We start from the raw sequence: 14,655 nt of genomic DNA, 5'->3' as shown, positions 1-14,655 counted from the left end.
CGCCTTTCTGCTTGGAATTGTAGCAGAGAATTCCGGCCGCCTCAACGCCAAAAATAAATATAGCTAAACTTTATAAAGACACGGAAAGCATACACCAGAGTCTAATTAAGCAACTATTGCGGGGTGCCTCTGTGCCAACGGACGATCGCGTTGAAGGTCCGAAAAAAAGGCCCGCTTTATCAGCGGGCGATCCTTAGCTATTGTGTGCTTTTCGTGATATCTATTCTTTTTGCGAGAGGGATTCTACTATTATATTTGTTGACGATCCCTCTCAATGTTCAACGCTTCCGGTATTTCCGCGTGCGCTCGTCTTCGATAACGCCGCCCCAATTCAAACCAAAGCCAAAACCGTACGTGTTGCCATCAGTGTCCACATGGCATTCCATATCGTGAGCCACATCCTCAAGCTGCTCCTCAACCGTACGCATATGGGCCGGCATCTGCATCGGCAGCAGACCCGAAGGCTCAGCACTGCCAGTCAGGATCTCCATGATCACCTGCGCCTGAACGCCAAAATCGGCTACAATCGCATCCGCTTCGGACTCGAATTCGTTTACCACCGCTGGATTCGAGAGCAGCATCGACACGATGACCGGCTTGCCTTTCATCGCCTTCCGGGTGTCCAGCACCGCGTCCAGATCTGTCGTATTTTGAGGCGTAACGCTTTTCCCCTGATAAGAACGATTCAGCACGTCTTCCGGACGCGGATCGCCAGCCAGGCTCACTTCCCGTGCATGCTTGGCTGTATAAGTCCGGTACTGCAGGCTGATCGGTACATACCCGTTCCCTCCCTGCTCCGCGTCCTCCTGGCTGTAACCGAAGCCCGATTTCGGGGAGGCGATGAAGACCAGGCCAAAGTCCGCCTCATCCGGTTGATCCGTCACCGTAAAATATCTGGATACCAGCTCCAGACTGACCGGATACTCCAGCTTCTCCGGGGTTTGGTTGCCAAACCAGTCGGTTCCGGCCGGCGTATAGCGCTTCGGAATATATACCTTTTTCCCGGCCTTCAGCGGCAGCACCGCATTTTTATTTTTCAGCAGCACCACAGACTTCAGCTGGGCCTCATACCCCTCGCGCATAAATTCGGCGTTTCCGACAACTCGGGCGCTCGTATCCGGGTCAAGATACGGATTCTCGAACAATCCGAGCCGGAACATATTGACCAGAAGCCGGACGGCGGACTGCTCGAACCGCTGCCGCATCCAGTCTTCTCCGTGCTCGCGCACCCCGATTTCGTAGGCTTCCAGCACCGGTCCGATTTCGTTGTTGCCGCCGAACTGGTCCACCCCGGCCATCAGCAGCTTGTAATGCCGTTCACCGACGGTCAGTTCCTCCACGCCCCACGGCTTGCCGCTGAGGAAAGAATCCTTGGCAGGGGACTCGTCGGCCGTAATCATCCAATCGGTGCACACAACGCCATCGTATCCGTACTGATCGCGCAGAAGATCTCCGATCAACCAGGCGTTATAGGAATTGCCTACATTTTCGCCGTTCACGGTATCCTGGTTCGTGGAAATGGTGTAATACGGCATGACGGCCGAGGCTTTGCCCGTCTTCCCGGACAGCTTGAAGGCGCCTTCTGTAAACGGGATCAGATGCTCGCCGAAATTATTCCCGGGATAGACCGCATACTTGCCGCAGCCGAAATGGGCGTCTCTGCCGCCTTCACCGGATCCGCCCCCCGGCCAATGCTTCACCATGGCGTTGACGCTGTCATAGCCCCAGCCTTCCAGAATTTCGCGTTCTCCCTCCGAAGTCTGAAAGCCGTCGACGTACGCCCGGGCCATATCGGCCGCCAGTGCCGAATCTTCCCCGAACGTTCCGTTGAAGCGGAACCAGCGCGGGTCGGTGGCGATATCGATCTGCGGGGACAACGCCGTCGACAAACCTAATGCCCGGTATTCCTTCGAGGCAATCTCCCCGAATCTCCGCGTCACCTCCGGTTCGAAGGTCGCCGCCAGGCCCAAGGTTTCCGGCCACATGGAGATGGCGCCGCCGGAGCCTGCGTTAAATTCCGAACTGGAATCGGAGCCGTGCCGCGGATCGGAGCTGTTGTTGGCCGGGATGCCGAGGCCATGTCCTTCGGCAAACGCCTGCACCCGATTGTTCCACTTGGCAGCGGTCTCCGGGCTCTCCACAGTGGTGACCAGAATATGCCGCACGTGATCCTGTGCCAGAAAATGAAGCTGTTCATCGGTCAGCTCCCATGGCTTGACGCCGCTCTCTTCAAAGGATTTGCCTCCGTAGGTTGCGGAGAACCAGCCTCCGCTCGCCGCAGGCACCGCCTGATGCCGGCTGTACAGCATCAGACCGGCTATTTGCTCGGTCGTCATCTTGGACGCCAGATCTTTCGCCCGCTCTACAGGCGACAGCCTCCAATCCTCATAAGGATCCAGTTGGCCGTCCCTGCTCAGGTCCTTGAAATAAAGGCCGTCCTGTTCCAGGATCTTTACGCCCGAGGCAGCCGAATAGCCCAGCGTCGGCCCATCGGGATTGTTCACATAACGAATTTCTTCTATATTTAGCGCAGCTTTTATATTCGACATGTTCTCTTTCCTCCACTCCATCATCGGAATTACGAATTCAGTTTCAGCTTGGTGTTCAGATCGTCGATGATTTTCGATAAATCCGCTTCCGACGTTCCCCCGCCCATCATACCGGACAGCGAGCGCAGGGCGTCATACTTCCGCCACTTCACCACGGCCTCGAACAGCTCGGCGATTCCGTCGTCGCCCATGCTCTCTGCAAACATAGCTCCCATCTGTTTCAGTCGCTCCAGGCTGCCCTCCATCGCTTCTTTGGCAAACGCAGCCGTTTCGGGAATGGCCATCAGCTCGTAGAACTTGGTGTTGCGCCCCACTTTGCGGAATGGAATCCCGGTCGATTCCAGGCTCAGGGTGACGGACAGGGGCGTATCCGCCGATGATGGACCTGCAACGATGTCGTAAGCGCCGGATTCGGCAAACCAGTCATGAATATCGGTATTGAAGTAGGCAAAAGCCCGTTGATCCAGCACAAAATGGACCGTCTTCGCTTCACCCGGCTGCAGATGAACTTTGGCAAACCCCTTCAGCTCCTTGACCGGTCTGACGACATGGCTCTCCAGCGGCTTGACGTACAGCTGCACGATTTCCTTGCCCGCCACCGTACCGGTGTTGCGAACGGTAACAGACACGTTGACAGTGTCGGTATCCTTCATAGACGTTCGGTCAGCCCGGATATCCTCATAAGCAAAGGTTGTGTAACTAAGACCGTAACCGAACGGGAAAAGCGGCTCCTCTTTTTTCGCTTCATAATACCGGTAGCCTACGAACAAGCCTTCCCCGTACGTCACTTCGCTCTTGCCCCCCGGGAAATTCAGGAACGCCGGCGTCTGTTCCAGCCGAACGGGAAACGTCTCTGCCAGCTTGCCGCTTGGGTTCACCTTCCCGTACAGCACGTCGGCCGCTGCGCTTCCCGTCGCCTGCCCGCCCAGATAGCCTTCCAGCACCGCTTGGACTTGCGGAAGCCAAGGCATCGTCACCGGCGATCCGTTGGACAGTACGACAACCGTGTTGGGCTGCGCCGCCGCGACCGCCTCGATCAGGCGGATGTGCGAGGAAGGCATATCCAGCCGTGTGCGGTCTACGCCTTCGGATTCGAACGAATCCGGCAGGCCGGCAAAGATGACGGCCACGTCTTTGCTTTGCGCCAGCTTCACAGCTTCTTCGATCAAGCTGTCGTCGGCCTCGCCGCCTTTGAGCAGATAGCCCGGGGCAAACGCACAGTCAGCAGACATTCCCGCAATTGCATCGAACGGAGCGTCCATCCGGGTCGGAGTAATGTGCGAGCTGCCGCCGCCCTGGTATCGCGGATGCTTGGCGAATGCGCCGATGACGGCGACCGATTGCTCCGGCTTCAGCGGAAGCAGGCTTCCCTCATTCTTTAAGAGAACCATACAGTCCGCGGCCGCGCGCCGGGCCAGTTGGTGATGGACTTCCGCATCGTAGGTGAAGCCTTCCTTTTTACCGTCGTATCCTTTAAATATGACAGTGAGCAGACGGCGAACCGCCTCATCCAGCACGGCCTCTTCCAGTTCTCCGGATTGAACTGCCTCCACAATCATCCGGTCATGCTCCGGACCAACATAAGGCATTTCCAGCTCCAGTCCGGCCTTTAGTCCCTTCACCCGTTCGTTGATGGCGCCCCAATCGGTCATGACCAATCCGCCGTGGCCCCATCGTTGCTTCAGCACCTGGTTCAGAAGGTAATCGTTCTCCGAGCAGTAATCGCCGTTCACCTGGTTATAGGCGCACATCACGGTCCAGGCATCACCTTCGATAATAGGGCCCTCAAAGCTGCGCAGGTAAATTTCGTTCAGCGTCCGCTCGTCGACCACAGCGTTAATCGAATTGCGCAGTGTCTCCTGATTGTTGGCCGCAAAATGCTTCACCGACGTTCCGACGCCTTGGCTTTGGACGCCTTTCACATGGCTCGCACCCATTTCCGAGGACAGAAACGGATCTTCTGAGAAATATTCGAAGTTTCTGCCGCATAGCGGTGACCGCTTAATATTGACCGCAGGCCCGAGGATAATTTGCACGTCCTCCTGCTGGCACTCCTCGCCGATCGCGGCGCCGACCTCGCGGATCAGCTCGCGGTCCCAGGAAGAGGCCAGACCCGCTCCGCTTGGGAAGCAGGTAGCCGGCACCGTCTTGCTCGACATGTCCCCGGGGTTGGCCTGCTTGCGCAGGCCGTGCGGACCGTCCGTCATCACAATGGACGGAATGCCGAGGCGCTCAACCGGTTTGGTCTGCCACATATTCAGCCCCGAGCATAAGCTGGCTTTTTCTTCTAAGGTCATTTGAGAGATGATGTCTGTCAGATTACGTTTCATGATACGCTTCTCCCCATTTCCAGATTCGTTGGATTACTTTCACCGGCGTGCTCCCCGACTTCAGGCAGCGGCTTGAGCGCGGCTACCCCGGCCACGACGCAGACCGCAAGCACGATATAAAAGAAGGACCAGCCTCCGATGTTCAGCAGCAGCGGTGCGATGGCCGGCACGATCGACTGCGGCAGCGCGTTGGCTACGTTCATAATGCCAAAGTCTTTGGCCGCGTCTTCCTTGTTCGGAAGGATTCGCGAAACCAGCGCCATATCGACCGCTGTGAAACAGCCGAACCCGAGTCCCATCACGGCGGATGCTACGATAAATGCCGTGTTATGCGCGATAAAGGCATAGATGAGAATGGCTGCAATAATAATGAGTGCCGAGATATACAGGAACGGCTTTTGCTTACGGAACTTATCGGATAAGACCCCGCCAAAAATACTCGTGACCGCCATCGCCACCATGGACACGATGTTGATGGTAGCCACGGCTGCGGTTGCAGCGCTTTCACTATAGCCCATGCGGTTAACCAGCATAACGGTCAGGTACAAGCTGCTGCAGTACCCCATCATTAACAGAAACTTGGACACGACCGCCCAGCTGAACGCCGGAAATTTTCGCGGGTTTGGGTAGACTCTGCTCAGCTTTTCGCCAAGCGTCATCTTTTCCTGTGCCATATGTTCGATCTGCACTTTTCCGTCCTGGATAATAAACAGGCTGATGATAGGCCCCACGATCCCGATCGCCGCAAGCAGGCTCCATTTCGTCGTCGAGGAGGCGTCCGTCATGGCCGTCATCAGCACCATGCCCAGCGCCATAGCTACCGGTAACACGGTACCCAGCAGCCCGGAGATCGTTCCTTGCTTCTCTTCCTTCACCTGATCGGGAATCAGCGCTGTGTACGCGGCCATGCCGAAGTTGTAGAACAATTGGGCGATCGCCCAGCCGATAATGATCTGCCAGATCTGCGTGGACATTCCGACCCACAGCAGTGCGGCACAGCCAAACAGCGGGCCGAGCAGAATCCATGTGCGCCGGCGGCCGAAGGAGATGTTGGTCCGGTCGCTGATCGCTCCGCCGAGCGGGTTGCCGATCAGGGCAAAGAAGGCGCCAATCCCGGATACCAAACCGTAGGAGGAGGTATAGCCGTTCGGATCGATTTCGACCATTTTAAAAGTTAATAGAAGCGTTGCAGGTGTCATGAGAGCCAGCATCATGCAGGCATATCCGAACATGATACCGAAAGTGAGCCGTTTGAATGGCGTGATCGTTTGACCGATAATTTTTGCTTTAGCCATAATGGGTTGACCTCCTCATTGGTTGAAAACGTTTACAAACCAATTATAAAACAAACCGCCCAGCTCAGGAGAGGCGGCGGTTTGCAGTCTTTTATGGCCATTTTTAATTCGTTTGTAAGCGTTTCACTTCACACCACGAAAATTCAGGTTAAAAATTGACATAACCACCGCGTTAAATGACCGGAATCAGCTCGACGAGCTCGACAGCGTGCGGTTCCATGGTAAATGTACAGGTCATATGGCGGTTCTCCACATCGACGTGGGTGATATGGCGGCTGGGCTCTGATCTCTGCTTGATGTAATGCAGATCCTCCCCGGTCATGATAGTCGGTGCACCCATTTCCACCCACACGTCAAAGCTGCTCCCGCTCGACCGGTTCAAGGATCGGCGGACGATTTTATACCTGCCGCTGTCTATTCCATCCAGCTGGAATTCCAGCTTGACGGTTCTCTCGTTTTTGAACCCGCTGTACCGGCTGGTCGGTGTTACGAACGAAGTATCCCCCAGGGCATACAGGTCATCAAAATGGCAGTAATTGTAGCACAGAATCTGATAGGCATTCGCGCTCTTGGTCACAATATACCCTTCGCCCCGTTCAATAAGCTGATCCCCCAGCTTGGCCAGCAGCTCGTAGGCATACATAGCCGGCTTCGGAATCCCGTATTGGGCGATCAGACCCAGCCCGCCGTGGAACAACGCAGGGGATGCCGACGTTTCTTCGATATTGTCGCTGAGCACCCAGTAGCCGAAGCCCTGAATCCGGTCGAGATTATCGATCACATTTTTCGCGATGTATGCCGCCTTGTACAGCGTATCGTTGGTCAGCTCCCTGTGAAATGCCGTGGAATTGAATTCTGTCAGGTATATCTCGCGGTCCGACAGGCCTTCCTTTTCAAGAAGCTGCTTCTCCCGGGTCAGCATGTCCCGTAAATAATCCGGGTTCGGCGAAATGCCCCGAAACTCCTCCAGCAGGATGCGGTACGGCTCCAGTTTGCGCAGCTCGCTTTGTTCTTCATCCGGCTCGAAGAAGCCCTCGAGATTTTCATGCGGATAGAAATGGCACGGGATAAAATCGGGCAGGCAATCCCGCTCCCGGCAAAAGGCAAAAAACCGCTCGCTGAACAAGTTGGAGCGAAGCGTTATAATCCGCCCTGGCGCCCCGATCCGCAGATTCCGCGAAATGTTCTTCATCGTATGGAAAGTTCTTGAATACAACTCGAAGTACTCCTCATCCGTTCCCGGCCAGTACACCTCGAGCTCCGGCTCATTCCAAAATTCGAACATCCAGCTCTCGACCTCTGCCGGACCGTACCGGTTCATGCAGTGCCGGATAAAGCGGTCAATGAGCTCGCACCAGGTGTCGAGTGACTTTGGCGGGCTTGTATAGCTTCTGCGAAAATAGAGCCCTTTCTCCGGATCCGCCGCGAGCGCGGACGGCATAAACCCCAGCTCAACAAACGGCTTCAGATGAATGGAGAGCAGAAAATCAAATAATTGGTCGACGAGCCGGAAATTGTAGGCGGGCTGCCCGTCCTCCCTCTCGTTGTAAACCATCATGCCGTCATCAAAAATGCCGTGAAAACGCAAAAAGCGAAACGGACACCGCTCCTGAACGTAACGGAGCTGCCGCTGAACGTCGGCATGAAGTCCTTCCTTGGCTTTGCCGATCGTGATCAAGTTTTTCCACGTATGCGATATCGCCTGGGTCCTCACGGCCGCATCCACCTGGCGGGTGAGCGTTTCCAGCGAATGCACCTCCCTGTCGCCCGGCGATCCGCCCCGCTCCAGGTATTGATTGATAATCCCGAGTGCGCTGGATTGATTGAACTCCATATAATTCGAAGTCGATTTTTCCTTCTTCTTTCCCGGCTCCGGCCGGTACTGTTTCCGATATTCGTTCGGCGTCACATGGTATCTGTTCTTAAACGCGGAATAGAACGACTTGGCGTTCGGAAAACCGTGAGACATGGCCAAGTCGGCAATGGGGATTTCCTCTTGGCGCAGCAGATCCTCGACGGCATTTTTTAACCGAATGCTGGTCAGATAAGCCTGAAAATTCAGTCCGATATTTTCGCTGAAAAATTTCGATAAATAAGGCACGGACAGAAACTCACGATCCGCTATGGACTGAAGGGTGATGGGCTCGCGGTAATGGTTATCGATATACGTAATAATCCGCAGCATCCGGTCCATGTACCGCTCACTGATACCGCCTTCGGACAGCGGAACCTTGAACTGCTTGACCAGGATGGAAAGAACGCCAAGCATCGCGGCCTGCATCTCCAATTCGTACGTCTCTGTCTGCTTGTATTTGAGCTGGACCATCTCGGCAAGCAGCCGGCGCAGCCGGGAAACGGCATCGCGGGATTCCGGCCCGGCCTTACTGGCCTGAAATGCAAAGGAAAAGCCCTCAAAACCTGCGATATGTTCTTTCAAATAAGCGGTTGGAATTTGGTAGGTGGCAATAATGTTCATGTCCAGCCCAATGACTTCATGGACATGATGCTGGTTAATCAGCAGCACATCCCCTTCCTTGAGCGTATGGCTGACCGTGTCAATCGAAACCTCAAGCGTTCCCCGCAGCACAAAAATGATCTCAACGCTGTTATGCCAGTGGCTGGGCACGTAATTCACACTGTGCAGGGATACGTCAAACGGAAGGCTGTCATCGATCTCGAGCAGCTCAAAAACTGAATTCGCCATACTAGGGCGGCCTCCTTAACGCATCATTAGACCTAATTATAGCAGATGAAGATAGTTCGTAAGTAATGCTTGGTTTCTGACTATGGAAGATGGGTTGTCAAAAGGCCTTTCTGACGGATGCCTCTACGATAATTTTCTCATCCTCCGCTGTATAAATTTGTTAATTCGACCGGTCCCCAGCAACTTTTATCCCTTTATAACGTCTGGAATATGTATCCAGATAAACAAGAAAGGGTTGAGATTTCGGATGAACCACAAATTTGCGTTGTTTGCCGTGTGTGCGATACTGTGCGGCTCACTCAGCGCCTGTGCCGATTTTTCGGATTCAAATCACGTTGCTACAGGGTCTGCGCCAAGCAGCTCCAGCACTTCCGGGCAGCAGCCTTCCGACGATTCGGCCGGTCAATCCGGGACGGACGGTTCCCCGCAAGCGGCCGTCATTCCGAAAGGAGGCGGAAAGATCTCCGCGGAAAAAGCGCTGTACGAAATCTATTCCCGGACAGACATTGGCGATGAGGAGAAAGTGGCTCAAATGATGCGGCAAATCGCGGGGATCAATTGGACGACGTATAACCGGATCAGCGGCCAAAAGTCGCTTGAGACCGTTGAGTATCTCTATAAACAATTGGATAAGATCGAAACCGAAGATTATCCTAACATCATCAGGGGGGAGAACGGCACGGATGGCGCGCTTACCGAGAGTTATGACGCTATCCTGGCCGAGCTGTACACGCGGGAACCGGTTAAGTTCATTGAAGCAGTCGCAGGATTGGAAACTCCATCTCAAATCGAGTCCGTAGTATTCCATCTGGCTTATGGACTAAGTTATCAGGATACCGCGCAGGTTAAAGGGAAACTGGAACAGTTGAAGCAAACCGGCAGCCTGTCCGAGGACGAGCGAAAGGTGGCGGATCAATTGCTTGATCGGTTGGATCATCCATACTAAAAAAGGCCGTATTCCCAAGTAGAAACCGGGAATATGGCCCGTGGAACGGATACGATGTACGATTTTATAGATGCTGAGCTTGGTTCTGCAGCGAGCATCGTTCCCATCAAAACTCCTCATCGATCAGATCCGCATTCACTGCCATGGCGGCTTTGCTCCCCTGACCTGCAGCAATGATCAGCTGCGAAGGCCCGAAACGGGCGGTATCGCCAGCAGCGTACACCCCCTTCACGCTCGTTCTGCCCAGTTCATCCACGGCAATGCCGCCCGCTCCATCGGGCCGGCAGCCCAGCTGCGCCGCGAAGGGAGCCTTCTGCGACCAATGGGGTACGATAAATCCTCCAGCTCGCGGTACGAATGCACCGCTGTGAAATACAACTTCCGTTAACTGCCCCCCGTCTCCCCTGAACGAATGAATCGGCTCCTCCACAACAGGCAACCCCTTGACCTGGAGCCTTTCCTTTTCCCCGGATGTCAGAACAGGCTTGCCGTTTGTCAGGACGATTAAATCCCGGCTCCAATGGTGAACCGTCTTGACGAAGTGATACAGTCCCGGCTGATCCGACAGCACAAACAATGGCCGGTCCTGCAGCTCATAGCCGTCGCAATAAACGCAATTAAAGATGCTTTTTCCATACAGCGGCTCCAGGCCGGGAATGCGGGGCAGCGTTTCGTGCAGCCCGGTAGCCAGAATCAGCGTTCTGGCCCACACTTCTTCCCGCATCGAAGTGATAACGCGGAAAGCACCGCGGGCCGCATTCACCTCCAGAGCCGTTGCCATGAACCGGCGAACGGTAGGATACCTCCCGATCTCCTCATATGCCAAGCTTCGGAATTGTTCGGGGCTGACGCCGTCCCGCGTCAGATAGCCATGTGATACCCGTGTGACCCGGTTTCGCGGCTGGTCATTATCGATCAGCGCCGCCGTCCTGCGGGAGCGCCCCAGCACCAACGCGGCATTCAGTCCGGCGGGTCCTCCGCCGATGATCGCGCAGTCCCATATCATCTTAAGCGAATCGCTCCTTTCATTCAGACCGCCGCCGGATGGTGATCATCCTGCATCAGGTCGCGACATTGCCGCCGGCGTCCTTCGGCTTCCCGCCCCGCTCGTCGAACACCCGGATCCAGCGGTACCTGTTCACTTTTACGATCGCAACAAAGCATTTCAGGATTTGATCGCATTTGAGGCACATAAACGTAATAACTGGCGACAGATCAAACACAAACGCACACAACGCCGAAGCCGGCAGCACGATCAGCCACATGAAAATGAAGTCGTTGTACAGGACGAACTTGGTGTCTCCTCCGCTGCGGACAATGCCGGTCAAGGCAGGCATCTGGTATGCCGTACCGACGACCGTCACCGACAGAATGGTCATGAACTGCAGGGCCAGCGTTTTGGAGCTCTCTGATATTGCATACAGATCGAGGACGACGTCCTTCACGGCAAACAGCAGGACCGCGGTCAGCACGCCGATGATCAAGTACAGCAGCTGCAGCGTTTTGCTGTAGGATATGACCTTTCCCGTATTCCCTTCCCCGATCGTCTTGCCGATAATGACCGCCGTTGCGCTGGCCGATGCGTAAGTAATGACCGTGACCAGCTGAAAAATGGTGTTTGCCACGCTGTTGGCGGCGATCGCCGCCTCACCCATATGCCCCAGGATGGCGGTCTGCGCTCCCATCGATACGGCCCACAGCAGGTTGGCCATCAGCACAGGCGAACCGATTCGCAGATACTGCTTGAACAGAGACTTGTCGATGCTGTAAAAATCTTTCAGCCTAAAGCGAATCCGCTGATCGAACTTCTTCACGAAGGTGAGGACGATCACGCATTCGATCACTCTGGCGGTCAGTGTGGCGATGGCCGAACCGCTCACCCCAAGGCGGGGGAAGCCCAGGTGGCCATAAATCAGCAGGTAATTCAGGCACACATTAATGATCAAAGTGGACAGCGAAACGAGAAAGCCGATCCGCACGACCTCGACGCTGCGGAGCGCCGCCAGCAAAATGTTGGTCACCGCAAAAAATATGTACGAAAAACAAATAATCTTTAAATACTTCGCCCCTTCAGCGATCACGTTCTGCTCGTTCGTAAACAGCGACAGGCAGCCGTGCGGGAAGAAAAAAACGACCGCCCACATGATCGCGCTTACAGCCAGGGCGATCCGCATCCCAATGCTGGAGGATCGTTTGATGGCGTCTATATTTTTAGCGCCCCAATTTCGGGAGGACAGGATGACCAGCCCTTCGGCCGCGCCCATGACCAGCATATGCAAAATAAACTGGATCTGGTTGGCAAGCGCAACCCCGGACAGCGCGGATTCACTGTATCCTCCAAGCAGCAGATTATCCGACAAGTTGACGCCAAGCGTAATGATATTTTGCAGTCCGATCAGCACGGTTAACCGGATAAACATGCTGTAAAACGACCGTTCACGCACCCATATTCCCATGACTTCTCCTTCTTCGATATGTCGTGTAATAAGCTGATTATATTCTCAGCCAAAAGGAGCGCACAAGGCAGGAAAACGGTGGAAATGTACGGGAAAACCATGCCCGGAATCCTCCCAGCCCGCCATTCCCCCTGATTGCTCACAATACCGCACGTCTACACCGTTCTGCACGAATGACAAAAGCGGGCTCCCACAGAGCCCGCCTTCCATCGGTTTTTCTTTCCGGATTATGCTTGTACTTAACTTACCTGCTTAGCGTCTTCCGGCTCGATGCGGTTCCAGTCCACTCTGTTTTTCTTGCGTAGCGACCAGGTAAGCAGCACGATGATACCGATGACGACCGAGCCGATATTGACCAGGTATGCGCCGAGCGGAGAGTTGTACTGCACCTCGATGAGCGCCGAAGAAGACGGAACGACGACGTACCGGACCATTTCGAGCCATGCCACGTGGAAGCCGATGTTCATCCATAGATTGCCTGATAGAATACGGCACATTTGCAGCAGCGTGCCGAAGGCAATTAAGTTGATGATATAGTCTGACGTAATTTGATCCCATGTGGCAATCCCAGCAGCTACCATGATTGCGGTGAGAGCGACCGGTGCAAGCACAAACAGGGCGACCTGCATCAGCAGAGCGATCCAGCGCGGGAACCGCGTGTTCAAATTGCGGAACAAATAGCCGCGGAAGGAAATCTCTTCGGGAAAAGCCTCATAGAAAAAGGCGATGGCCGTATTGATCAAAATCGCAAACAGCGTAGGCACGGGAAGATGCAAAGCGACGACTTCGAGCCAGCCTAAGGCGCTGCCGATCAGCAAAGAGGCTGCGGTAAGGAGCGCCAGGAAAACTGCCCCAAGGAGAAAGTACGGCAGGCCAGACGGCGGAGAACTTAGCCCGAGGCCGCTCCATGGCCGTCTGTCGGCATACCGCCTCAGCAAATAAATCAGGGGCACGCTTATGCCTGTGGTTACGACGGCGAGAATCACCTGCAGGGCCAAAGTGGGAAAACCATAAGAGCCTGCAACCGTTGCAGCGGCCACGGCCAGACCCAGCCCGGCCACAAACGCCAGCCAGCCGAGCACAATGCGCCAGAACAGCTGGATTCTGCCCTCTTGATCGCGGAAAAACCACAATATTGTTTCTTTGCGGGACATGCCGGTTGATCTGAAAATGGCGGATCCTCCTTTCTGAGTAAACCGTTATCTGTCAGATTGCTTCTATCTGATATTGATATATATAGTAAACTCACGATCGATGTGTTCCTGGTAAGAGACCCATTTTTTCATAGATCAAAGCCATTCTGCTAGAAACGTTACTCCGCTCAAGGCAAACAACGCCTCGGTTTCGGCTGGCAAGTGACGGATGTCTGAAGTTTTGAACCTTTGATGCGCGGCAGGCTTGACAGTTAGAATGAAGAACTGGAAACTAGTGGTATAAAAGATTAAATTATAGGGATCCTATTTGGGGATTCTTATGGAGGAGGTTATCATTATGGAGCTTCAGCTATCTGGACAAACCGCGCTTGTCACCGGTTCCACTTCCGGCATCGGCAAGGCTATCGCGTCTTCACTGGCCGCAGAAGGGGCCAAAGTTCTGATTAACGGCCGCCGTGAAGACAAGGTCCACGAAACGATCGAAGAAATCCGGGGGCGGCATACCGGAGCCGAACTCGTTCCCGCAGTCGCCGATCTGGGAACGGAACAAGGCTGTCTCACCATGATGGAACAGCATCCGGATGTCGATATCGTGGTGAACAATCTGGGCATTTTTGAGCCGGCCGAATTTTTCGATATCCCGGATGAGGAATGGTTCCGCTTCTTTGAGGTCAACATTATGAGCGGTGTCCGCTTGAGCCGGCATTATCTGAAACGCATGATGCAGCAGGACCGCGGAAGAATTATTTTCATTGCCAGCGAAGCCGCCGTCATGCCGTCGCAGGAGATGGCGCATTACAGCGCCACCAAGACGATGCAGCTTTCGATCTCCCGCAGCCTTGCCGAGCTGACCAAGGGCACGAACGTGACGGTTAATACCGTGATGCCCGGCTCCACTCTGACCGAGGGGGTTGAGACAATGCTCGATACCCTGTATCCGGGAGAATCGTTAACGATCGGGGAGGCGGAGCAGCGCTTCATGCGGGAAAACCGGCCGACCTCGATCATTCAGCGGTTGATCCGGCCGGAGGAAATTGCTCACCTCGTCACATTTATCAGCAGCCCACTCTCCTCTGCGATCAACGGGGCCGCGCTGCGGATCGACGGCGGGTTAGTCCGGAGCGTATTTTAGTCTGTACCGCCAACCGTAAAAAAAGTGCCGTTATCCCTTCCGAAGGGAAACGGCACTTTTCATTATGATGCTGCTGTCCACGCCTAATC

At 54.7% G+C, this 14,655-nt stretch carries 9 protein-coding genes; 2 read left to right on the top strand and 7 right to left on the bottom strand.

What is annotated here, in order from left to right; genetic code table 11:
• Positions 1–278 precede the first annotated feature (278 nt).
• The 4 genes from ABID47_RS15735 to ABID47_RS15720 form a co-directional block, all read right to left on the bottom strand.
• Complete coding sequence (locus ABID47_RS15735) at positions 279–2,549, bottom strand: glycoside hydrolase family 3 protein (RefSeq protein WP_354498028.1); 2,271 nt, start codon at positions 2,547–2,549, stop codon at positions 279–281.
• A 29-nt stretch (positions 2,550–2,578) separates the two neighbouring features.
• Positions 2,579–4,879, bottom strand: a complete 2,301-nt coding sequence (locus ABID47_RS15730; RefSeq protein WP_354498026.1) for a beta-glucosidase — start codon at positions 4,877–4,879, stop codon at positions 2,579–2,581.
• On the bottom strand, positions 4,876–6,174 hold the full coding sequence (locus ABID47_RS15725; protein ID WP_354498024.1) for an MFS transporter: 1,299 nt from the start codon (positions 6,172–6,174) through the stop codon (positions 4,876–4,878). Before ABID47_RS15725 ends, ABID47_RS15730 begins: the two co-directional genes overlap by 4 nt.
• A 172-nt stretch (positions 6,175–6,346) precedes the next feature.
• Positions 6,347–8,878 carry a GH39 family glycosyl hydrolase gene (locus ABID47_RS15720; RefSeq protein WP_354498022.1) on the bottom strand — a complete coding sequence of 844 codons (2,532 nt, stop codon included), beginning with the start codon at positions 8,876–8,878 and terminating at the stop codon, positions 6,347–6,349.
• Positions 8,879–9,125: 247 nt separating this feature from the next.
• Here ABID47_RS15720 and ABID47_RS15715 point away from each other — a divergent pair, with 247 nt between their 5' ends.
• On the top strand, positions 9,126–9,824 hold the full coding sequence (locus ABID47_RS15715; RefSeq protein ID WP_354498020.1) for a hypothetical protein: 699 nt from the start codon (positions 9,126–9,128) through the stop codon (positions 9,822–9,824).
• A gap of 106 nt (positions 9,825–9,930) precedes the next feature.
• On the opposite strand, the gene ABID47_RS15710 is transcribed toward ABID47_RS15715, so the two are convergent.
• From ABID47_RS15710 to ABID47_RS15700, 3 genes are all read right to left on the bottom strand, one after another.
• Positions 9,931–10,830: an NAD(P)/FAD-dependent oxidoreductase gene (locus ABID47_RS15710; protein WP_354498018.1), complete on the bottom strand. Its 900-nt coding sequence runs from the start codon at positions 10,828–10,830 to the stop codon at positions 9,931–9,933.
• Positions 10,831–10,885: 55 nt separating this feature from the next.
• Positions 10,886–12,280: an MATE family efflux transporter gene (locus ABID47_RS15705; RefSeq protein ID WP_354498016.1), complete on the bottom strand. Its 1,395-nt coding sequence runs from the start codon at positions 12,278–12,280 to the stop codon at positions 10,886–10,888.
• A 239-nt stretch (positions 12,281–12,519) separates the two neighbouring features.
• A complete protein-coding gene (locus tag ABID47_RS15700) occupies positions 12,520–13,434 on the bottom strand; it encodes a CPBP family intramembrane glutamic endopeptidase (protein ID WP_354498014.1) in 915 nt (304 codons plus the stop codon).
• 337 nt (positions 13,435–13,771) lie between these two features.
• Here ABID47_RS15700 and ABID47_RS15695 point away from each other — a divergent pair, with 337 nt between their 5' ends.
• Positions 13,772–14,566 carry an SDR family NAD(P)-dependent oxidoreductase gene (locus tag ABID47_RS15695; protein WP_145157014.1) on the top strand — a complete coding sequence of 265 codons (795 nt, stop codon included), beginning with the start codon at positions 13,772–13,774 and terminating at the stop codon, positions 14,564–14,566.
• Positions 14,567–14,655 lie beyond the last annotated feature (89 nt).

The sequence above is a fragment of the Paenibacillus favisporus genome (assembly GCF_040545415.1).
Lineage (GTDB): Bacteria > Bacillota > Bacilli > Paenibacillales > Paenibacillaceae > Paenibacillus_AQ > Paenibacillus_AQ favisporus.
The sequence above is the reverse complement of the archived record's forward strand: the minus strand, read 5'-3'. Positions and strand labels throughout refer to the sequence as shown.

Excerpts from the sequence above, each read along its gene's own strand:
- ABID47_RS15735 (WP_354498028.1), bottom strand. The coding sequence starts at position 2,549 with ATGTCGAATATAAAAGCTGCGCTAAATATAGAAGAAATTCGTTATGTG.
- ABID47_RS15730 (WP_354498026.1), bottom strand. The coding sequence starts at position 4,879 with ATGAAACGTAATCTGACAGACATCATCTCTCAAATGACCTTAGAAGAA.
- ABID47_RS15725 (WP_354498024.1), bottom strand. The coding sequence starts at position 6,174 with ATGGCTAAAGCAAAAATTATCGGTCAAACGATCACGCCATTCAAACGG.
- ABID47_RS15720 (WP_354498022.1), bottom strand. The coding sequence starts at position 8,878 with ATGGCGAATTCAGTTTTTGAGCTGCTCGAGATCGATGACAGCCTTCCG.
- ABID47_RS15715 (WP_354498020.1), top strand. The coding sequence starts at position 9,126 with ATGAACCACAAATTTGCGTTGTTTGCCGTGTGTGCGATACTGTGCGGC.
- ABID47_RS15710 (WP_354498018.1), bottom strand. The coding sequence starts at position 10,830 with ATGATATGGGACTGCGCGATCATCGGCGGAGGACCCGCCGGACTGAAT.
- ABID47_RS15705 (WP_354498016.1), bottom strand. The coding sequence starts at position 12,280 with ATGGGAATATGGGTGCGTGAACGGTCGTTTTACAGCATGTTTATCCGG.
- ABID47_RS15700 (WP_354498014.1), bottom strand. The coding sequence starts at position 13,434 with ATGTCCCGCAAAGAAACAATATTGTGGTTTTTCCGCGATCAAGAGGGC.
- ABID47_RS15695 (WP_145157014.1), top strand. The coding sequence starts at position 13,772 with ATGGAGCTTCAGCTATCTGGACAAACCGCGCTTGTCACCGGTTCCACT.